The organism is Acinetobacter sp. AYS6, assembly GCF_025630795.1.
Taxonomy (GTDB): Bacteria; Pseudomonadota; Gammaproteobacteria; order Pseudomonadales; family Moraxellaceae; genus Acinetobacter.
The window spans coordinates 17,078-36,770 of record NZ_JAOTNV010000011.1 but is presented as its reverse complement, the minus strand read 5'-3'; the positions used below and the strand labels follow the sequence as shown (position 1 = coordinate 36,770).

Here is a 19,693-nt window from a genome sequence, read left to right as displayed (position 1 = left end):
TTTAGTGGTTTGTCATGACTACCAATACTCAAATTACTGAAGATCGTATCCTGATTCTGGATTTCGGCTCTCAATATAGCCAGCTCATTGCACGTCGTGTACGTGAAGCCGGTGTTTACTCTGAAATGTATGCTTTTGATATGTCTGAAGAAGACATTCGCGCTTTTAAGCCAAATGGCATTATTTTGTCAGGTGGACCTGAGAGTGTGCATGAAGAAGGCAGCCCACGTGCACCGCAAGTGGTGTTTGAGTTGGGTGTTCCAGTATTGGGTATTTGCTATGGTTTACAAACCATGTCTGAACAGTTAGGCGGTAAAGTTGAGCCGGGTACTGTACATGAGTTTGGTTATGCTGAAGTTGATATCGTTAAACGTGACCAACTGATTGGCAACTTACAAGATCGTGAAGATCAACTTCATGTCTGGATGAGCCATGGCGACAAAGTGAGCCAAATTCCAGAAGGCTTTAGCATTACTGCAAGCACGCCAAGCTGTCCTGTTGCTGCTGTAAGTGATGAAACACGCCGTTTCTATGGTGTGCAATTCCACCCAGAAGTAACGCACACGGCAAAAGGTGAAGAATTACTTGCAAATTTTGTTCATAAAATTTGTGGATGTGGTGGCCTTTGGACACCTGAACACATCATTGATTTACGTGTAGAACAGTTACGTAAGCAAATTGGTGATGAAAAAGTTCTTTTAGGTCTTTCTGGTGGTGTTGACTCATCTGTAGTTGCTGCGCTTTTACACAAAGCAATTGGCGACCAGTTAACATGCGTATTTGTTGACAACGGTTTACTTCGTTTAAACGAAGGTGACCAAGTAATGCAAATGTTTGCTGAAAACATGGGTATCCGTGTTATTCGTGCAGATGCTGAACAACGTTTCTTAACTGCATTGGCTGGTGAAGTTGATCCAGAGAAAAAACGTAAAATCATTGGCCGCGAGTTTATTGAAGTTTTTGCTGAAGAAGCACGTAAACTTGATGGCGTAAAATTCTTGGCGCAAGGTACGATTTACCCAGACGTAATCGAATCGGCTGCAAGCAAACAAGGTAAAGCGCACGTTATTAAGTCTCACCACAACGTGGGTGGCTTACCAGACGATTTAGAATTTGAGTTAGTTGAACCTTTACGTGACTTGTTTAAAGATGAAGTTCGTAAACTAGGTACGACACTTGGCTTGCCACACAGCATGATTTACCGTCATCCATTCCCGGGCCCAGGTTTAGGTGTTCGTATTTTGGGTGAAGTGAAAAAAGAATATGCGGATATTCTTCGTCTTGCTGATGATATCTTTATGCAAGAGCTTCGTGACAGTGGCTGGTATGACAAAACAGCTCAAGCATTTGCTGTGTTCCAACCTGTTAAGTCGGTTGGTGTAGTCGGTGATGGGCGTCGTTATGCATGGGTGATTGCTCTTCGTGCAGTTGAAACAGTTGACTTTATGACAGCTCGTTTCGCGCATTTACCATACGAATTGGTTGATAAAATCTCAACACGTATTATGAATGAAATTAAAGATGTATCACGTGTTGTATATGACGTGTCATCTAAACCACCAGCAACAATTGAGTGGGAATAATTTTCCTCTGCTTGTTGGCCAAGAAAAGGACGCGTTAGCGTCCTTTTTTATTGCTTAACGGTTTTAATAAGAGTGAATTTATTAGCTCAAGGAACTGTATATAGAGGGTTGAATATAATATTTTATAATTTGATATGCTGGATTGGTTTTACCTAATTTTAAGGTCCAAAGGTTATGCCACTATTAAATGAAATAAGAGCCAAAATTGAAAGAGATTTCCATAGACAACTACCAGATATATATTTTGAATTATTAAAATTTTCAAATGGTTTTTTATTTGAAAGTGGCGTAGTTATTTATTCTTCTGATGAGGTTTTTGAAAGAAATCAAACTTTTGAAGTGCAAAAGTATGCTGGAGATTATTTAGCCATAGGTGATGATAGTGGTGGAATATCAATTCTTATACCATTTCTAGGGACAGGTGTTTTTACCGTAGATCAAGGCAGTATGGATCCTAATGACATGAGAAAAATTAGTGATTCCTTAATGAACTGGTTTAAAGCTGGATGCCAAATTTAGCTTTTGGCAAATGAATTTTAAATGAGATAAATAAACCAAGGTTGGTTTGACGAGAATAATTTTTAAGAGTGCTTGAGCACTCTTTTTTATTACTTAATTTTTAAAGACTAAAATTAATTTTAATAATTATCAAAATGATAAATCTATTCTTATTACTTATACTTGATAAAAGATATATTAAGATATATCTTAATAATTGTAAATTGATCGTTTTTTGGATTTTAAAAGATGAAACAACAATTAGAACATCCTCCTACTGGACACAATGAGCACCACCCTGGCCATCAACGTTCAGGACGTCGTGGGAGACTTTTTGAAGCAGGACGTATGAAACTTTTAGTACTTCATCTCATTCAGCAAAGCCCAAAGCATGGCTATGAAATTATTAAAGAAATAAGTGATTTGGTAGGCGATGGCTATACGCCGAGTGCAGGAACAATTTATCCGACATTAACTAGTCTCGAAGAAATGAATTTGATTAATTTGTTAGATATAGAGCGTAAACAATATCAAATCACAGAATTTGGGAAAGCTTACTTAACTGAACAACAAGATAAGTTGAATGAGCTATTAGAAAAATTACGCCTTAGACGTGAAATTCACAGTAATGATGAATTAATCGAAATTCATCGTGCAATGGAAAACTTAAAAACAGCCTTACGTTTGAAGTTAAATTCAGCAGGTTTACAGCAAGATCAGATTTATCAAATTGCCGAAAAAATTGATCAAGCTGCGGTTGCAATTGGACGACTATAGGTTGGAAAACGAAATGTTATCACTACTTCAAATCGACCTTAAACAGGTTGAAATCATCAAAAAGTTATTAAGCTTTTAATAGAGAATTTATATATGAAACAACATCAATATCATGTCACTGTTCAACACTTAAAAAATGCGAAAGGAGAAGCCTCTACCTATACTGAACGTCTCGAGTTTTATGCGGGTAATCATGATGATATTTTTGAAATTGTCGAGCGCTTAAAGAAAGCAGATTTTTTTGATGATGAAACTACAAAATCTTTTGGTGTTGGGCTAAAACTTTTTAGTGAGGTTATGTTGGAAAATCGGGATCATCCTTTATTTCAAGAGTTTTTCCCGCAATTTGGCCAATTCATGAAAAACCTAAAACAGCTCGTTAAAGAGCAATCATCTTAAGCTTTTTTTATGTAGCCTTGATTTTTCTATAATTAAAAATTGATTGTCTCATTGATAGCACCCTGTGTATTACTAAAAGACTATATTGAATAATGAGTGTATTGTTAAGATTATTAGAACAACTCATTGCAAAAGCATAGGTAAAAGAGAGTAATATCATGAGCAATAATAATGATTACGATATTTCTGATTCAAAGGATTGTGAGAAATTTGCCAATCAGTTTATTCAGGAATTTCCAATTCGCTCTGCTGAAATTGGACAGGGGACAGTCATTAAGCGGGCTTTACCTAGCCGACAAAAACGAATGATTGGTGCGTGGTGTTTCTTAGATCATGCAGGCCCAGTATCTTTTCCAGCGGGTAATGGTCTAGATGTTGGTCCTCATCCTCATATTGGTTTGCAAACCTTCACTTGGATGATTGAAGGCACCATGATGCATACTGATAGTTTGGGTTCAAAACAGCTGATTCGTCCTAAACAAGTTAACTTGATGACAGCTGGTCATGGTATTTCGCATACAGAAGTTGCACCAGATACAGAAACTCAAATGCATGCTGCGCAGCTTTGGATTGCCTTGCCTGATCATAAACGCAATATGGATCCGAAATTTGAACATTACCCTGAGCTACCTGTTGTTGAAAAAGACGGCCTAGAATTTACTGTTCTTGTGGGTGAATATTTAGCAACTACTTCTCCAGTAGCGGTACATACACCATTAGTTGGTGTCGACTTAATTGCTACTGAAGATACTAAAACTCGTATTCCATTAAATCCTCATTATGAATATGGTTTTATGGCATTAGAAGGTGTTGCTCATGTAAATGGTCATGAGTTAACTGCTGATAACATGGTGGTTTTAGATACTGGACTGAGTGAAATTGAGATTGAAGTAAAAAAAGGTAATCGGATTCTCTTGATTGGTGGTGAACCGTTTGAAACGCCAATTTTGCTCTGGTGGAATTTTGTTGCTCGTACAATGGATGATTTAAAAGAAGCTCGTGAGCAATGGATTAACCATGATGCGCGTTTTGGTGAAATTCCCGATTATGTGGGTGCACGTTTAGAAGCCCCTGTTCTTCCAGATCAAATGAGAGCATCAAAATGACAGCAGTAATTGCAAGCAGTAAAGCAAAGCCCCTTGCTGAACAGTGGAAGGGCGAAATTACCAGTGGTCGCCATCAATATTTTTGTGATGAGCCGGAAAAGTTAGAAGGGCATGATCAAGGCCCAGCACCCTATGATTTGCTCACCGGAAGTTTAGCCGCTTGTACGCTCATTACTTTAAGAATGTATGCGAAGCATAAAGGTTATGATTTTGGTGAATTCTCGGTTGAAATTGATTTTCATACCAATAGAGAGCATGAAGAACATATAGAGCGTCGTATTGTTTTTAAAGACTTACCAGATGACGAACTCCAACAAAAAATCTTAGTGGTGTGTAGTAAAACTCCAGTCACTAAAACTTTGTTACGTAGTTTAGACATTCACACTGTGCTTGTTACAGTCTAAAAATGCTATTTTGTGAAGGTGGATGATTTTATATCCATCCCACAAATGGAATAAAACAGCATGTTCACATGCTGTTTTTTATGTAAAAAGAAAAATAAAAGCAGGCAATAACATGATTAGTGTACACCACCTGGAATGTTCGCGATCGTTTCGAATTTTATGGGCTTTAGAAGAATTAGGCTTAGATTATGATATTCATTATTATCAACGCTTACCCAACTATTCCGCTCCAGAAACATTGAAATGTATTCATCCTTTAGGAAAGGCCCCAATTTTGACAGATGATGAGCAAGTCATCGCAGAGTCGGCTGTAATTTTGGAATATTTGCAACAACGTTATGATCAGAAACATCAATTTAAGCCTACACAGCCCCATGATTTACAGCAGTATATTTATTGGATGCACTATGCAGAAGGCTCATTAATGCCACTCTTAGTCATGACTCTGGTCATGAATAGTGTAAATAAGCATGTGCCATGGTTAATTCAACCCGTGGCTAAAAAAATCACGGAAGGAGTGAAGGCAAATTTTGTTCGCCCGCGTATGAAAGATCATATTAGTTTTTTAGAAAACTATCTGGCAGAGCATGAATATTTTGCAGGCGACTTTTCATTTGCTGATATTCAAATGAGCTTCCCTTTAGAAGCTTTGCAATCACGCTTGCAAGGGAAATATCCTAATATTCAGGCCTTTTTACAGCGTATTCAGCAAAGACCTGCGTTTCAGAAAGCGAAGCAAAAGGGAATGGGTACTAATGAAAGGAATTGTGCTGATATTTAAAAGAAAAGGAACAATGATTTGTTCCTTTTTTATTTGCAGTTTATTTGCGTTTGATTACGATAGAATCAATGCCGCTATGTTGTAAGGTCTGTTGAGCAGCTAATGCGGCATCTTGGGTATCATAAGGTCCTGAAATAACGCGGTACCATACTTGCCCATTTTCAGTACTCTTAACTACATCTGCAGATAAGCCATTTAAAATGATTTCGGCACGGCGAGCATCAGCCTGATCGGGGTCATTATAGCTGCGAACCTGTAAAATATAAGTAGGTTGCTGAGGAGCTGTGGCTGGTTGATTCGTATCAATTCCTGCACTTTCTGAAGCTGCTGGTTGAGCTGTGCTTGGTGCCTCAACAATCATGGCTGTACCTTGATTTTTGCTTTCAGGAATCGCTTGTTCTGGAATAGGTGTTACTTGTTGCTGAGGTAATAGATCGTAGAAACGATAGTCTTTATTGGTGTCTTCTTCTTGATAGTGTTCAGAGGTAATCTGATTTTTAGCAGGTACAGGTTGCCAAGGTTTCCAAAGCATAAGCATCACAGCGATACATAAGACCGCCAAAATAGCGACAAGTGTCCCTAACCATTTGGGAATTAGAGACTTTTTAGGCTTGTTAGGTCTTTCAGATACACCGCGTTGCGTTTTGCCAAACACGTGGATTATTCCTCTGTATTTTGATTGTTTTAATTCGAGTTTGATTCTCGTATTACGATGCTAAAACAGTGGTTCGTATAAGCTATATTAACTCTACAAACCACTGCTTACTATATGTTGCATGACCTTTATTTTACTGCCATGCAAAATAATTCTTACATAGATTCTGGTGCAGATACACCAAGCAATTCTAAACCATTGCGCAACACTTGTTGTACATTGATTGAAAGTAATAAACGTGCTTGTGTAAGCTCAGCATCATCGCTTAATACCTTATGTTCATTGTACCAACCGTGGAACAAGGCAGCTAACTCTTTCAAATAGTTACCCACCTGATGTGGTTCATATGCATTCGCAGCTCGCAATACTGCGTCTGGATAAGCTGCCAGCTTAGCAAGAATCTCGGTTTCGGCATCAAGAGATAAGCGAGTAGCATGTGTGCGTGCAGCATTTACATCGAATTGTAAGCCTGTGCTAAGCGCTTTTTCTAACATACGGCAAATACGTGCATGTGCATATTGAATGTAGTACACAGCATTGTCTTTACTTTGTGATACCGCAAGGTCAAGGTCAAAGTCAATGTGTTGTTCACTCTTACGCATCACGTAGTAGAAACGAGCCGCGTCATTACCTACTTCTTTACGTAAATCACGTAAAGTCACGAATTGACCTGAACGAGATGACATTTGAACCATCTCGCCGCCACGCCATAAACTTACGAACTGAACCAAAAGTACAGTCAATTTTTTAGAGTCGTAACCCATCGCATCAATTGCCGCTTTTACGCGAGAAATATAGCCGTGGTGGTCAGAACCCCAAATATCAATCAGGTCGGTATAACCACGTTGTAATTTATTTAAGTGGTATGCAATATCTGATGCGAAATATGTAGTTTGACCATTACGACGTTTAACAACACGGTCTTTTTCATCGCCAAATTCAGTCGATTTAAACCAGATGTTGCCATCTTTTTCATAAAGGAAGCCGCGTTGATCAAGTGTTTCTAAAGCTTCATCAATTTTTGCGCTAAGAGATGCTTCACTAAACCATTGATTAAAGGTAACGCCAAAGTCAGCAAGGTCGTCTTTAATATCATCTAAAATGGCATGAAGAGCAGCTTGATGGAATACGCGGTAGCCTTCACCTAGTAACTGTTGTGAATTGGCAATCAGACCATCAATATGTTTTTCTTTGTCGCCAGATAAAACGACTTTATTGCCATCGCTATCTAGTTCTTCTGCATATTGTACGTCTTCTGGCACATCTTTATAGACATCAGCCACTACGCGAAGATATGCATCACCATCTTTATCAATAATAGTCTGTGCGATTTCTTTAACGTAATCGCCTTGATAAGCATTTTTAGGAAATACAAGATTTTGACCTAATAATTCTAAATAACGTAAATAAGTAGAAGTCGCCAAAATATCCATTTGACGGCCAGCATCATTTACATAATATTCGCGGTCAACTTTAGCACCCGTTGCTTCAAGTAATTTTGCAACAGTCATACCATATGCAGCGCCACGGCCATGGCCTACATGTAGACTAGAAGTTGGGTTTGCAGAAACAAATTCGACTTGGATCTTTTTCGCTGCATTTGCCTGACTGCGACCAAAAATTTCTTTTTGTGCTTGAATCTGGTCAAGAATAGCAAAGCGCTGATCTGCATTTAAAAAGAAGTTAATAAAACCAGGACCTGCAATTTCAGCTTTGCTGATATCTGCAACTTCTGGTAATGCAGCTAGAACTTTCTCAGCTAAATCACGTGGTTTCATACCAGCAGCTTTCGAGCCGATCATGGCAATATTAGAAGCAAAGTCGCCATGGCTTCGGTCTTTGGTGCGTGTTAAGTTGCTTGTGTTATTCCAGTCGGAAGGAAGCACCCCTTCGTGTTGAAGAGTTTGCACTGCATGGTCGAGAGCTGCTTGTATTGCCGTATTCATATCAATCGAAAATAGATGTCGCAGAAAAACGTCAAATATAGCAAATTTCCTATGCGTTAGGGGAGTGGATTTAATATTCCAGTAATTCTTTTTGTGCAAATTACTGAGGATTATTTTTTTAATGAATATTGGAGGGTGAATTTCTTCACTATTCTAAAAACAAACAAATACAAGCCTTCTAGGATATTTTAGAAGACAAATTGGCTTTTAATCACCCCATTATTTCTTTTAAAAATGCCTGGGTAAGTAAAAACATATATTAAAAGCTTTTTAAACAAGTTAAATAAAAGAGTTTTTAAAATTGTTAAATTATTAAGTTTTTGATATTTATTGTTAATTTTTAATCATGTTCTAACTAAATAGTCTTTAATTTTAACATCACAGTTTAAAATATCTATTTTGAACGAATTAGGCTTAAGCTTATACGCACAAAGAGTTTTAGAGACCATACAAAACGTATTTTTCTCTACTCTAAGCTGGAAAATGAGATAGGCAATGATATCAGGACACCCAAGTAAACATCCCCTTTATATCCCATATGCAGGTTTTACACTTTTAGAGTTACCACTCTTAAATAAAGGTTCGGCTTTCACTGAAGAAGAAAGAAGTAACTTTAACTTACACGGTTTACTCCCCCATATTATTGAAACTATTGAAGAGCAAAGCCAGCGCTCTTATCAGCAATATTGCGCTTTTACTGATGATATCAATCGACATATCTATTTGCGTAATATCCAAGATACCAATGAAACTTTGTTCTATCATTTAATCGAAAATCATCTTGAAGAAATGATGCCGATTATTTACACCCCAACCGTGGGTGAAGCATGTCAGCGTTTCTCTGATATCTATCGTCGTCATCGTGGGGTTTTTATTTCATATCCAGATCGTGATGTGATTGATGATATTTTGCAGAACGTAAATAAAAACAATGTAAAAGTTATCGTGATTACAGATGGTGAACGTATCTTGGGCCTTGGTGACCAAGGTATTGGCGGAATGGGGATTCCTATTGGAAAACTTTCGCTTTACACCGCTTGTGGTGGGATTAGTCCAGCTTATACATTACCAATCACAATTGATGTAGGGACGAATAATCCACAACTGTTAAATGATCCAATCTATATGGGCTGGCGTCAGCCGCGTATTAGTGGTGATGAATATTACGCATTTGTAGATATGGTGATTGATGCTGTAAAGCGCCGTTGGCCAAAAGCATTAATTCAGTTTGAAGATTTCGCACAAAAAAATGCGATGCCACTTTTAGAAAAATATCGCGATAAGATTTGCTGTTTTAATGATGATATTCAAGGAACAGCAGCGGTATCTGTGGGTAGCTTGATTGCTGCAAGCCGTGCAGCGGGCAAGCAATTAAAAGATCAAAAAATCGCATTCTTAGGTGCAGGTTCAGCAGGTTGTGGTATTGCAGAACAAATTGTTGCGCAAATGGTTGCTGAAGGTTTAACTGATGCAGAAGCACGTGCACGCGTTTATATGGTAGACCGTTTTGGATTGATCACTGAGAATCAACCAAACTTGCTCGACTTCCAACGTAAATTGGCACAAAAAGCTGAGGTGGTTGATCAGTGGGGTAATATTGAAGAAGTTATTTCATTACTTGATGTTGTTAAAAATGCTAAGCCTACAGTGTTAATTGGTGTCTCTGGTCAACCTGGTTTGTTCACAGAAGAGATCATTAAGACTTTAGCAGCAAATTGTGAACGACCAATTGTAATGCCATTGTCTAATCCAACTTCACGTGTTGAAGCTGTACCTGCTGATATTGTGGAATGGACTGAAGGTAAAGCATTAATTGCAACAGGTAGTCCGTTTGCTCCTGTGAATCATCACGGCAAACTTTATAATATTTCTCAGTGTAATAACTCGTACATTTTCCCCGGCATTGGCTTAGGTGTGATTGCATCGGGCGCTAAGCGTGTTACAGAAAATATGTTAATGGCATCAAGTAGTGCCTTAGCAAATTGCTCGCCACTGCTTAAAGATCCGCAAGCTGATTTATTGCCGCCGTTGGGTGAAATTCAACAAGTTTCTAGAGTTATTGCATTCGAAGTTGCTAAAGCTGCTATGGCTGATGGTGTAGCGGTAACGATTAGTGATGATTTGTTGAAACAGAAAATTGATCAATCATTCTGGAAACCTGAATACCGCAAATATAAGCGTATTCCTTTCTAATAATGAGAAGTTAAAAAGAGGAGCTTATGCTCCTCTTTTTTTTAGTCTTCTAGAATTTCTTCGAGCAACTCTTCACTTGGTGCAAAATAATAAGCGCCATCAAGTGGGGTCACGAAGTGTAATAGACGGTCGTGAATACCATCTCCGCTTGTGCCGAACATGCGCTTTAACATAGCGTCAATAATGGTGAGGTCTTTAGTATAGGCAATGAAAAATAAGCCCTGATCACCTCGGCCATCTCCATAAGGCAGACTATGGCGCAAGATTTCCATTTCTTCGCCCTCATCATCTTCGACAACAGTACGGGCAACATGGGCATTTTCTGGCTTAACATCATCATCTAATTCAATAGATTCGAGTTTAGTACGGCCCATAACATTTTCTTGCGCATCAACTTTCAATTTTTTCCATTTTTCTAAGTCGTGTGCATAGCGCTGCGCGAAAATGAAACTACCATCGGCAAATACTCCAGCCTCTTCTGGTAGAAGAGCTGTTTCCGCACGGTCATCTGGAAATTGAGGATTTTCTGTACCGTCTATAAAGCCTGTAATATCTCGGCCATCGAAATAACGGAAGCAAACACGCTCATCAAGAACTTCGACTTTATCTTTAATACCTTCAAAAAATGCTTGGCTTAATGCAAAACAAATATCTGAGCGCATGCTAGCAATATGGATGAGTACATCTGCTGGCACAGCTGGCATGTTGAAGGCACCTTGTTCTGGCTCAAGCTGTTTAAATCCTGCAGGAATTTGCGAATAGAGCTGTTTCCATAGTTCAGGACCAAAAGCGACTGCTGTTTTAATTTGAGCATCAGAATGCTGAGTAATTAGACGGTCTCTTGCTTCAAATAAAGCCCCAATTTGTTTTTTTAATTCATCAATTGATAAGTCTTTTAAACGAAGAACAATGAAGCGAGCATGATCTGATGGCAATGGCAAAATGACAGATTGAGCAGTCATTGGAAGGTATCTCCTCAATTATAATTTAGTATGAGCTTTAATTATTGTGCCTGATGCGAAGAGCTGTTAGTAGTCTATTTCTTGATTTTATTGTTTGAATTCTCAGCAAGATAGTTTTATAAAACGGTATAATTCCACTTTTATAGTTTATTTTTCGCTATGTCTCTGCAAGTTTGGTTCGCCTATATGTTGGCCTGTTGGGTCATTAGTATCTCACCGGGTGCAGGAGCAATTGCTTCAATGTCGAGTGGTCTAAACTATGGCTTCAGGCATGGCTACTGGAATGCAATCGGTTTACAAATTGCTTTAATACTTCAAATTATGGTGGTGGCAGCAGGTGTGGGGGTTCTATTTGCAACGACACCTTTGGCTTTTCAGGTTGTTAAATGGTTCGGTGTAGCTTATTTATTGTATTTGGCTTATTTACAGTGGACAGCACCCGTAAAAGATATAGAGATTCAACAAGAAAAAAGAGATAAGTCTGCTTTAGCTTTGTTATTAAATGGTTTTGTGGTCAATATTAGTAATCCTAAAGCGATCGTATTTTTATTGGCAGTTTTGCCGCAGTTTTTAGATTTGAGTAAACCCCAGTGGATACAATACCTGATTATGGCTATAACAATGATTAGTATTGATTTGGTCGTTATGGCTGGATATACAGGGCTAGCATCAAAGGTTTTAAGATTACTTCGCTCCCCTAAACAGCAAAAATATTTGAATCGGGGTTTTGCTGTAATGTTTAGCTGCGCAGCTTTGTTATTAAGTACCGTACATCAGGCGTCCTAATTTAGGCCGCCTGTGTTTGATTTTTTAGCTTTTGAGTTATAAAAATAACGGCGAAAGTTAACGCCATGCATAAAACAATACTCAAGCCTGTCGAGATATTGAGTGCTGCGCTCGACCATAAGCCGACACTAACGCCAAGCTGAGCCAGCACAAATGCCCAAACGACCATTTGCTTTGGTGAGTTTGCTAGTAGGCGAGCGCTTAAAGCTGGTATTACGAGTAATGCACCCATAAGCAAAGAACCTACAGCGCGCAAAGCTAATACCGTAAATAAAGCCAAGAGCAGCATGAAAATAAGACGTTGCCAGTTCGCATTTACCCCTTCACTAATTGCAATATCTGGATCAATTGCAAACTGTATTTGCGGTTGCCAAAAGCGATAAAGAATGACAAGTGATAGGGCAATAATTAAAGTAAAAACAGGTAAGTCGGACCAGTCAATGCTGAGCAAATCACCAAATAAATAACTTAAAAGCTCGGGTCTTAAACTTGGAACATGTTGAATAAACAATAGGCCACTACAGAGCAATGTCGCTGAGCATAAGGCTAGTAGAGCATCATTGGGTAAACGGTTGTCATGTAGGGCCCATAAAATTGCGACAAGTAAAACAGCAGTACCTGCAACACCAAGCCAAAGAGGAAGACTTAAAGCTCCTGCAATAGCAACCCCAAGTAAAGTACCGTGTGCCATGGTGTCAGCAAAAAAAGACATTCGTCTCCAAAGCATTAGACAACCAAGAGGTGCGGTCAAAAACACCAGCAAGGTTCCCATAATCCATGCGGGCAACAATAATTGTAACCATTCCATCATGGCTTAAGCTTCCGGTTCTGGGTGGATGTGAGGGCGGTCATTATGAGGGCAGGGGTGTGCAGCATCACCGTGAGCACAATGATCATGATGATGTTGATAGAAGACCCGTTGTGTTCCAAATATCGCTTGATATTCAGGGTGTTGTTGAATGTTCTCGGGTAGCCCACTACAGCAAATATGTTTATTTAAACATACTACACGGTGTGTTCCTTCCATTACCCATTGCAAGTCATGAGAAACAATTAAGATTGCACAGCCATATCGTTCCGGCAAGCTGCGGACATATTCATAAAGTTCAGCCTCTGATTGAATATCTAAGCCTTGCATTGGTTCATCAAGAACTAAAATATCTGGCTGGCGAAGTAGTGCACGCGCTAGGAGAACCCGTTGGCGCTCACCACCGGAAAGTTGTTGTACTTTTAATTGTTGTAACTTGGAAATACCGGTGTCTTGAATAATTTCCTGACGCAGGGTAGGGCTGCATTTTTCTAAATCAAGTAGATCCTGAACACGTAAAGGTAGACTATGTGAAGGATTGAACTTTTGTGGCACATAAGCCATTTTAAGTTTTTTATGGTTAATAATACGTCCACTACTCGGCTGGAGAATACCAAGTAGAACTTTAATAAGTGTTGATTTACCAGCACCATTCGGGCCAATCAAAGACACGATTTCATTTTGATGTAGAGCAAAATCAACTTTTTTTAAAATCTCCCGATCATCGCGTTGAACAGAAACCTGCTCAAGTTGAATTAATACAGGATTTAACGAGTTGTGCGGCACTGTTGGCATTTCCCCGAAATTTCAATAATGCTGTGTTGAGCCACGAACTCATCTGAAGCTGCAAGTTGGTCAAGCTGGTGAGTTAAACCTTGAGAAGAGGCTTCTTTAACCATATGGCATTCGGTACAAATCAAGAATGCTGCTTGATGGCCTTCGCGAGGGTGGCAACAAGGAATATAGGCATTAATAGAAGTTAGGCGATGGATCAAACCTTTTTCTAATAAAAAATCTAAAGTTCTATATACAGTTGGAGGAGCAGCTGGACGATCAGTTTGACTTTTTATGCGTGCGAGTAAGTCATATGCCCCCATTGGACCCGAAGCATTTAAAATGAGTTCCAAAACTTCTTTGCGCAAAGGCGTAAGTCGTGCACCAGTCGCAGAACATAAATTTTCTGCTTCAGCTAAACGGTTTGCGACATTATGGTGATCATGCACACCATGCAAAGAATCATGATGTTCATGCGAGCAGGAACTCATAGAAATAACCTCGAATTTTTAACGGAATATTAGCATGAAGCGATGCTTCATTCGATTAATCTTAGGTATTTTTGTAACTTTGTTATATTATAACATGCTTCGAGCTAATTTAAATTGATGGTCTAGCATGTTCCGTTTTTTTGTTTTCAGTATGTTCTCTCTTTTGAGTACGTTAGGGTGGAGTCAGGGGTTGGTGGTTTCTACACACCCGATTTATCTGATTGCAAAAGAAATCACTCAGGGTGTGGAAGAACCTCAGCTTTTGCTTAAAGGTCAGACCGGTCATGACGTACAGTTGACTCCAGCTCACCGTAAAGCAATTAATGATGCATCTTTAGTAATCTGGTTGGGTAAGGCTCACGAAGCTCCTCTAAATAAATTGTTAGGTAATAATAAGAAAGCGATTGCCTTGTTAGATAGTGGCATCGTTTCTGTTTTACCGTTGCGTAGTACACGCGGTGTAGCTTTACCTAATACAGTAGATACTCATGTATGGCTAGAGCCAAATAACGCAGTTCGAATTGGTTTCTTTATTGCTGCTTTACGCTCTCAGCAGCATCCTGAAAATAAAGCTAAATATTGGAATAATGCCAATATCTTTGCCCGTAAGATGTTGCAAGCAGCGCAAGCTTATGACAGTTCAAGTAATGGTAAGCCATATTGGTCATATCATGATGCTTATCAATATTTAGAGCGCTCGTTAAACTTAAAGTTCGCCGGCGCTTTAACAGATGATCCCCATGTTGCACCAACAGCAGCCCAAATTAAGTATCTTAATGATAATCGACCAAAAGCTCAGATGTGTTTACTCGCAGAAAGTTTTACTACTAAGAGTCAGTATCAAAAATTAGGTAACATTACTTTTCAATCGGTAGACGAGAGCATGAATAACGAGGATGATTTCGTCACTGCATGGAAGAAACTGGCTATAAAAACGGATAAATGTGTATTAAGTACGCAAAAGTAAGATAAAAAATAAACAAAGGCTGACTGTAGCGTCAGCACCACCTGTCATGAAAAACCCCGACTAAAGTCGGGAAAAGATTGCATGTTCAGGGGTGTAACTCTATAATGCCTGCGATTAAAAGCGATCATCAGCTAAACTTGTCAAGCATTTATGCTGTGAGTGGATAAATAATGAGCCAAACTAGTCGCTTGATTGACCGACGATTAGCAAAAGCTTTGGTCTTCTTACAAGCATGTATGATCCCTGTTTCCGCCCTCGTGGCGTGGAGCATAAAAGACATGACAGCAGCATTGAGTGCGGCACTTGGTGCGTTGGTCTGCTGGCTTGCTATGAGTTATTTTTCATGGCAATCCTTCAGGACAGCAGGTGCGAGAGCATCAAAACAAGTGCTGGCTAACATGTATAGGGGCATGTTAGGCAAATTTGCAATCATGATCGTTGGATTTATTTTGATTTTGAGCAATGTTAAACCTTTATCACCGTTAGCATTGCTATTTGGTTTTATTCTCGTTCAGGCAATGTCGTGGGTCGCTCCGTTTTGGGTGTCACGTCAACAAAAACGGGTGTAGAAACAAGAAGAATTGAAGATTTTTTGGAGGGTGGCGAGATATCGACAGTACGCCGATGTTCGTAGCCCTTCTTTTTAGTAATTGACATTGACCAGGTGTGATTTATGGCTGCTGAAGAACATGCCCTCACTTCGACAGAGTATATCAAGCATCACTTGACCAATATGACCTATGGCAAAATGCCAGACGGTACATGGAAATTGGCTGAGACTGCTGAAGAAGCTCATTCGATGGGGTTCACTGCAATTCACTTGGATTCAATGGGTTGGTCAATTGGCCTTGGTGTTATTTTCTGTTTGTTATTCTGGATGGTTGCGAAAGCTGCAAATGCAGGTGTTCCAACTAAATTCCAGTCTGCAATTGAAATGATCATTGAGTTTGTTGACTCAAGTGTCCGTGACACCTTTCATGGCAAATCACGTTTAATTGCTCCACTTGCTCTTACTATTTTCGTGTGGATTTTCCTCATGAACTTAATGGACTTGATTCCAGTTGACTGGATTCCTCAAGTTGCAGCATTTGTAGGTGCAAACGTATTTGGTATGAACCCTCACCACGTTTACTTCAAGATTGTTCCATCTACAGATCCAAACATTACCTTAGGTATGTCTTTATCTGTATTTGTACTTATCTTGTTCTACAGCATCCGCGAAAAGGGTGTTGGTGGTTTCGTTGGCGAGTTGGCACTTAACCCATTTAACCCAAGTAATCCAGTTGCAAAAGCGTTGCTTATTCCAGTGAACTTGATTTTGGAATTGGTAACATTCCTTGCTCGTCCGATTTCATTAGCTCTCCGACTATTCGGTAACATGTATGCTGGTGAGCTGATCTTTATCCTAATTGCTTTATTGCCGTTCTGGATTCAATGGGCGTTATCTGTGCCTTGGGCGATCTTCCACATTCTTGTAATCACGTTGCAGGCATTCATCTTTATGATGCTTACCATCGTTTACTTGAGCATGGCAAGCGAAAAACATTAATGGTATTGCCTAACTATCAAACGATGGTTGGGCTGAATTTTTTTAATTTAATTTGGTAATAACCTAACCTCTGAGGAATTTTTCATGGAACTCACTTTAGGTCTAGTTGCAATTGCATCTGCTATCTTGATCGCTTTCGGTGCTTTAGGTACTGCGATTGGTTTTGGTCTTTTGGGTGGTCGCTTTCTAGAAGCTGTTGCTCGTCAACCAGAATTGGCTCCACAACTTCAAACTCGTATGTTCTTAATCGCGGGTCTTCTTGATGCTGTGCCTATGATCGGTGTTGGTATTGGCTTGTTCTTCATCTTCGCTAATCCATTTGTAGGTTAATCATCTTAATTCCTAAATCCACTATTTGAGGAATTGCAATGAATATCAACCTCACATTGATTGGTCAAGCGATTGCGTTTGCATGCTTTGTTGCATTCTGCATGAAGTTTGTTTGGCCACCACTAATCAATGCGATTAGTGAGCGTCAGCGTAAAATTGCTGATGGCTTAAATGCAGCAGAAAAAGCGAAAGCTGACCTTGCCGATGCACAATCGCAAGTAAAGCAAGAGCTTGATGCAGCTAAAGCACAAGCGGCTCAATTGATCGAACAAGCGAACCGTCGTGCAGCACAATTGATTGAAGAAGCTCGTACTCAAGCTGCGGCTGAAGGTGAGCGTATTCGTCAACAGGCTAAAGAAGCTGTTGATCAAGAAATCAATTCTGCTCGCGAAGAATTACGTCAACAAGTAGCTGCTTTGGCAGTAACTGGCGCAGAAAAAATCCTGAACCAGCAAGTTGACGCAGATGCTCATAACGCCATGCTGTCACAGCTGGCTGCTAAACTTTAAGAGAGGCGAATCATGGCTGAACTCTTGACGTTGGCACGTCCGTATGCCAAAGCAGCATTTGCTTATGCTTCTGAGCAAGGTGCAACAGACAATTGGTCGAATGCGTTACAAGTGCTCAGTGCTGCGGTGCAAGACGAAGCATTTTCCGCTTATTTAAATCGCCCTGAACTTACTCCTGTGGAGCAAGTGAAGCTTTTTGCTAAAGTTTTAGGTGAAGATCAGTCTCAAGCAGTGTCTAACTTTTTGACACTCCTTGCAGATAATGATCGTTTAATGTTGTTACCTGAAATTGAAGCAGAATATGAACAGCTTAAATCACAGAATAACAACAATGTGGATGTCGTGATTGAATCGGCTTTCCCATTAACTGCTGAACAAGAACAATTGTTGAAATCTGCTTTAGAAAAGCGTTTCAACAGTACTGTAACTGTTTCAGTTGAAGTTAAACCTGAGCTTATTGCAGGTGTTGTAATTCGTGCAGGCGATCAAGTGATAGATGATTCTGCGCTTAACAAGCTTGAAAAAATGCGTACTCGTCTTCTTGCATAATGCAAATGATGAAGACTGAACTAATAAAAGATTGAGGAATAGCGCAATGCAACAACTGAATCCATCCGAGATCAGTGCGCTCATTAAACAGCGTATCAGCGATCTGGACACCAGCGCGACCGCTAAAAACGAAGGTACCATTGTTATGGTATCCGACGGTATCGTGCGCATTCACGGTCTTGCTGATGCAATGTACGGTGAAATGATCGAATTTGACGGCGGCTTATTTGGTATGGCACTGAACCTAGAACAGGATTCAGTGGGTGCCGTTGTCTTAGGTAACTACTTAAGCCTTCAAGAAGGTCAAAAAGCTCGTTGTACAGGTCGTGTACTTGAAGTTCCAGTTGGTCCGGAACTTCTTGGCCGTGTTGTCGACGCTTTGGGTAACCCAATTGATGGTAAAGGCCCAATTGATGCAAAATTAACTGATGCTGTTGAAAAAGTAGCACCAGGTGTAATTTGGCGTCAATCTGTAGACGAACCTGTTCAAACTGGTTATAAATCAGTTGATACCATGATTCCTGTGGGTCGTGGTCAGCGTGAGTTGATTATTGGTGACCGTCAAACTGGTAAAACAGCGATGGCGATCGATGCGATTATCGCTCAGAAAAATTCTGGCATTAAATGCGTATACGTTGCGATTGGTCAAAAACAATCAACAATTGCAAACGTTGTACGTAAGCTAGAAGAAACTGGCGCTATGGCGTATACAACTGTTGTCGCTGCTGCGGCTGCTGATCCTGCTGCAATGCAGTATTTAGCTCCGTATTCTGGCTGTACAATGGGTGAATACTTCCGTGACCGCGGTGAAGACGCTCTTATTATTTATGATGATTTGTCTAAGCAAGCAGTTGCTTACCGTCAAATTTCATTACTTTTACGTCGTCCACCAGGTCGTGAAGCGTATCCGGGTGACGTATTCTATCTTCACTCACGTCTTCTTGAACGTGCTTCTCGTGTATCTGCTGATTACGTTGAGAAATTCACTAATGGCGCAGTAACTGGTAAAACTGGTTCTTTAACTGCATTGCCAATTATTGAAACTCAAGCAGGTGACGTATCTGCATTCGTACCAACGAACGTAATTTCGATTACTGACGGTCAGATCTTCTTAGAAACATCATTATTCAACGCAGGTATTCGTCCTGCTGTGAACGCGGGTATCTCTGTATCTCGTGTTGGTGGTTCTGCACAAACTAAGATCATCAAAAAATTGTCTGGTGGTATCCGTACTGCATTAGCGCAATACCGTGAATTGGCTGCGTTTGCTCAGTTCGCTTCTGACCTTGATGAAGCAACTCGTAAACAACTTGAACATGGTCAACGTGTAACTGAGTTAATGAAGCAAAAGCAATATGCTCCTTACTCAATTGCTGACCAAGCTGTTTCTGTTTATGCATCTAACGAAGGCTACATGGCTGACGTAGAAGTTAAGAAAATCGTAGACTTTGATGCTGCGTTAATTTCTTACTTCCGCTCAGAATATGCTCCGTTGATGAAACAAATCGATGAAACTGGTGATTACAACAAAGACATCGAAGCAGCAATCAAAGCAGGTATTGAAAGCTTTAAAGCGACTCAAACTTACTAAGTTCAGTTTTAGTTAAGTTTGGTTCACGGATCAAC

Annotated in this window: 22 protein-coding genes; 16 read left to right on the top strand and 6 right to left on the bottom strand. The window is 39.8% G+C overall.

The window, feature by feature from the left end:
• Positions 1–14 precede the first annotated feature (14 nt).
• From guaA to OD757_RS16875, 7 genes are all read left to right on the top strand, one after another.
• Positions 15–1,583, top strand: coding sequence for a glutamine-hydrolyzing GMP synthase (gene guaA, locus OD757_RS16905; protein ID WP_174740798.1), 1,569 nt, complete (start codon positions 15–17; stop codon positions 1,581–1,583).
• 174 nt (positions 1,584–1,757) lie between these two features.
• The gene (locus OD757_RS16900; RefSeq protein WP_263032583.1) at positions 1,758–2,102 is read left to right on the top strand and encodes an SMI1/KNR4 family protein; all 345 of its coding nucleotides are present in this window, start codon (positions 1,758–1,760) and stop codon (positions 2,100–2,102) included.
• A gap of 228 nt (positions 2,103–2,330) precedes the next feature.
• Positions 2,331–2,858, top strand: a complete 528-nt coding sequence (locus OD757_RS16895) for a PadR family transcriptional regulator (RefSeq protein WP_263032582.1) — start codon at positions 2,331–2,333, stop codon at positions 2,856–2,858.
• A gap of 93 nt (positions 2,859–2,951) precedes the next feature.
• On the top strand, positions 2,952–3,257 hold the full coding sequence (locus OD757_RS16890; RefSeq protein WP_263032581.1) for a DUF3861 domain-containing protein: 306 nt from the start codon (positions 2,952–2,954) through the stop codon (positions 3,255–3,257).
• Between the two features lie 158 nt (positions 3,258–3,415).
• Positions 3,416–4,363: a pirin family protein gene (locus OD757_RS16885; protein WP_263032580.1), complete on the top strand. Its 948-nt coding sequence runs from the start codon at positions 3,416–3,418 to the stop codon at positions 4,361–4,363.
• On the top strand, positions 4,360–4,767 hold the full coding sequence (locus OD757_RS16880) for an OsmC family protein (protein WP_263032579.1): 408 nt from the start codon (positions 4,360–4,362) through the stop codon (positions 4,765–4,767). Before OD757_RS16885 ends, OD757_RS16880 begins: the two co-directional genes overlap by 4 nt.
• Before the next feature lie 112 nt (positions 4,768–4,879).
• A complete protein-coding gene (locus OD757_RS16875; protein WP_263032578.1) occupies positions 4,880–5,548 on the top strand; it encodes a glutathione S-transferase family protein in 669 nt (222 codons plus the stop codon).
• 40 nt (positions 5,549–5,588) lie between these two features.
• Here the strand turns inward: OD757_RS16875 and OD757_RS16870 are convergent, their stop codons facing one another.
• Both OD757_RS16870 and argS read right to left on the bottom strand, forming a co-directional pair.
• Positions 5,589–6,203, bottom strand: coding sequence for an SPOR domain-containing protein (locus OD757_RS16870; protein ID WP_204388984.1), 615 nt, complete (start codon positions 6,201–6,203; stop codon positions 5,589–5,591).
• Between the two features lie 155 nt (positions 6,204–6,358).
• Entirely contained in the window at positions 6,359–8,149 is a 1,791-nt protein-coding gene (gene argS, locus OD757_RS16865) for an arginine--tRNA ligase (RefSeq protein ID WP_263032577.1), read from the bottom strand.
• 495 nt (positions 8,150–8,644) lie between these two features.
• On the opposite strand from argS, the gene OD757_RS16860 reads away from it, so the two are divergent.
• Positions 8,645–10,342 carry an NAD-dependent malic enzyme gene (locus OD757_RS16860; RefSeq protein WP_191900737.1) on the top strand — a complete coding sequence of 566 codons (1,698 nt, stop codon included), beginning with the start codon at positions 8,645–8,647 and terminating at the stop codon, positions 10,340–10,342.
• A 41-nt stretch (positions 10,343–10,383) separates the two neighbouring features.
• Here the strand turns inward: OD757_RS16860 and OD757_RS16855 are convergent, their stop codons facing one another.
• A complete protein-coding gene (locus OD757_RS16855; protein ID WP_263032576.1) occupies positions 10,384–11,304 on the bottom strand; it encodes a Dyp-type peroxidase in 921 nt (306 codons plus the stop codon).
• Positions 11,305–11,463: 159 nt separating this feature from the next.
• Here OD757_RS16855 and OD757_RS16850 point away from each other — a divergent pair, with 159 nt between their 5' ends.
• On the top strand, positions 11,464–12,090 hold the full coding sequence (locus tag OD757_RS16850; RefSeq protein ID WP_263032575.1) for a LysE family transporter: 627 nt from the start codon (positions 11,464–11,466) through the stop codon (positions 12,088–12,090).
• A 1-nt stretch (position 12,091) separates the two neighbouring features.
• Here OD757_RS16850 and znuB read toward each other — a convergent pair whose 3' ends face one another.
• The 3 genes from znuB to OD757_RS16835 are packed head-to-tail and all read right to left on the bottom strand — an operon-like array spanning position 12,092 to position 14,163.
• Entirely contained in the window at positions 12,092–12,901 is an 810-nt protein-coding gene (gene znuB / locus OD757_RS16845) for a zinc ABC transporter permease subunit ZnuB (RefSeq protein WP_263032574.1), read from the bottom strand.
• A gap of 3 nt (positions 12,902–12,904) precedes the next feature.
• Positions 12,905–13,693, bottom strand: a complete 789-nt coding sequence (gene znuC / locus OD757_RS16840; protein ID WP_204389007.1) for a zinc ABC transporter ATP-binding protein ZnuC — start codon at positions 13,691–13,693, stop codon at positions 12,905–12,907.
• Complete coding sequence (locus OD757_RS16835) at positions 13,666–14,163, bottom strand: transcriptional repressor (protein ID WP_005309148.1); 498 nt, start codon at positions 14,161–14,163, stop codon at positions 13,666–13,668. The genes znuC and OD757_RS16835 overlap by 28 nt, the downstream gene beginning before the upstream one ends.
• Before the next feature lie 127 nt (positions 14,164–14,290).
• Between OD757_RS16835 and OD757_RS16830 the strand changes: the two genes are divergently transcribed.
• The 7 genes from OD757_RS16830 (at position 14,291) to atpA (ending at position 19,658) form a co-directional block, all read left to right on the top strand.
• Positions 14,291–15,130 carry a metal ABC transporter substrate-binding protein gene (locus OD757_RS16830; protein ID WP_263032573.1) on the top strand — a complete coding sequence of 280 codons (840 nt, stop codon included), beginning with the start codon at positions 14,291–14,293 and terminating at the stop codon, positions 15,128–15,130.
• Positions 15,131–15,300: 170 nt separating this feature from the next.
• On the top strand, positions 15,301–15,699 hold the full coding sequence (locus OD757_RS16825; protein WP_009387660.1) for an ATP synthase subunit I: 399 nt from the start codon (positions 15,301–15,303) through the stop codon (positions 15,697–15,699).
• A gap of 104 nt (positions 15,700–15,803) precedes the next feature.
• Complete coding sequence (atpB, locus tag OD757_RS16820; RefSeq protein WP_009387400.1) at positions 15,804–16,679, top strand: F0F1 ATP synthase subunit A; 876 nt, start codon at positions 15,804–15,806, stop codon at positions 16,677–16,679.
• 84 nt (positions 16,680–16,763) lie between these two features.
• A complete protein-coding gene (gene atpE / locus OD757_RS16815) occupies positions 16,764–17,009 on the top strand; it encodes a F0F1 ATP synthase subunit C (protein ID WP_000424060.1) in 246 nt (81 codons plus the stop codon).
• Between the two features lie 38 nt (positions 17,010–17,047).
• Entirely contained in the window at positions 17,048–17,518 is a 471-nt protein-coding gene (locus tag OD757_RS16810) for a F0F1 ATP synthase subunit B (protein ID WP_009387442.1), read from the top strand.
• A 12-nt stretch (positions 17,519–17,530) separates the two neighbouring features.
• Positions 17,531–18,067 carry a F0F1 ATP synthase subunit delta gene (locus OD757_RS16805; protein ID WP_003655534.1) on the top strand — a complete coding sequence of 179 codons (537 nt, stop codon included), beginning with the start codon at positions 17,531–17,533 and terminating at the stop codon, positions 18,065–18,067.
• 46 nt (positions 18,068–18,113) lie between these two features.
• Positions 18,114–19,658, top strand: coding sequence for a F0F1 ATP synthase subunit alpha (gene atpA, locus OD757_RS16800; RefSeq protein WP_005037448.1), 1,545 nt, complete (start codon positions 18,114–18,116; stop codon positions 19,656–19,658).
• Positions 19,659–19,693 lie beyond the last annotated feature (35 nt).

Excerpts from the sequence above, each read along its gene's own strand:
- OD757_RS16835 (WP_005309148.1), bottom strand. The coding sequence starts at position 14,163 with ATGAGTTCCTGCTCGCATGAACATCATGATTCTTTGCATGGTGTGCAT.
- znuC (WP_204389007.1), bottom strand. The coding sequence starts at position 13,693 with ATGCCAACAGTGCCGCACAACTCGTTAAATCCTGTATTAATTCAACTT.
- OD757_RS16880 (WP_263032579.1), top strand. The coding sequence starts at position 4,360 with ATGACAGCAGTAATTGCAAGCAGTAAAGCAAAGCCCCTTGCTGAACAG.
- atpE (WP_000424060.1), top strand. The coding sequence starts at position 16,764 with ATGGAACTCACTTTAGGTCTAGTTGCAATTGCATCTGCTATCTTGATC.
- argS (WP_263032577.1), bottom strand. The coding sequence starts at position 8,149 with ATGAATACGGCAATACAAGCAGCTCTCGACCATGCAGTGCAAACTCTT.
- OD757_RS16805 (WP_003655534.1), top strand. The coding sequence starts at position 17,531 with ATGGCTGAACTCTTGACGTTGGCACGTCCGTATGCCAAAGCAGCATTT.
- OD757_RS16825 (WP_009387660.1), top strand. The coding sequence starts at position 15,301 with ATGAGCCAAACTAGTCGCTTGATTGACCGACGATTAGCAAAAGCTTTG.
- OD757_RS16900 (WP_263032583.1), top strand. The coding sequence starts at position 1,758 with ATGCCACTATTAAATGAAATAAGAGCCAAAATTGAAAGAGATTTCCAT.
- OD757_RS16860 (WP_191900737.1), top strand. The coding sequence starts at position 8,645 with ATGATATCAGGACACCCAAGTAAACATCCCCTTTATATCCCATATGCA.
- znuB (WP_263032574.1), bottom strand. The coding sequence starts at position 12,901 with ATGATGGAATGGTTACAATTATTGTTGCCCGCATGGATTATGGGAACC.
- atpB (WP_009387400.1), top strand. The coding sequence starts at position 15,804 with ATGGCTGCTGAAGAACATGCCCTCACTTCGACAGAGTATATCAAGCAT.
- OD757_RS16810 (WP_009387442.1), top strand. The coding sequence starts at position 17,048 with ATGAATATCAACCTCACATTGATTGGTCAAGCGATTGCGTTTGCATGC.
- guaA (WP_174740798.1), top strand. The coding sequence starts at position 15 with ATGACTACCAATACTCAAATTACTGAAGATCGTATCCTGATTCTGGAT.
- OD757_RS16890 (WP_263032581.1), top strand. The coding sequence starts at position 2,952 with ATGAAACAACATCAATATCATGTCACTGTTCAACACTTAAAAAATGCG.
- OD757_RS16875 (WP_263032578.1), top strand. The coding sequence starts at position 4,880 with ATGATTAGTGTACACCACCTGGAATGTTCGCGATCGTTTCGAATTTTA.
- OD757_RS16885 (WP_263032580.1), top strand. The coding sequence starts at position 3,416 with ATGAGCAATAATAATGATTACGATATTTCTGATTCAAAGGATTGTGAG.
- OD757_RS16830 (WP_263032573.1), top strand. The coding sequence starts at position 14,291 with ATGTTCCGTTTTTTTGTTTTCAGTATGTTCTCTCTTTTGAGTACGTTA.
- OD757_RS16850 (WP_263032575.1), top strand. The coding sequence starts at position 11,464 with ATGTCTCTGCAAGTTTGGTTCGCCTATATGTTGGCCTGTTGGGTCATT.
- OD757_RS16855 (WP_263032576.1), bottom strand. The coding sequence starts at position 11,304 with ATGACTGCTCAATCTGTCATTTTGCCATTGCCATCAGATCATGCTCGC.
- OD757_RS16895 (WP_263032582.1), top strand. The coding sequence starts at position 2,331 with ATGAAACAACAATTAGAACATCCTCCTACTGGACACAATGAGCACCAC.
- atpA (WP_005037448.1), top strand. The coding sequence starts at position 18,114 with ATGCAACAACTGAATCCATCCGAGATCAGTGCGCTCATTAAACAGCGT.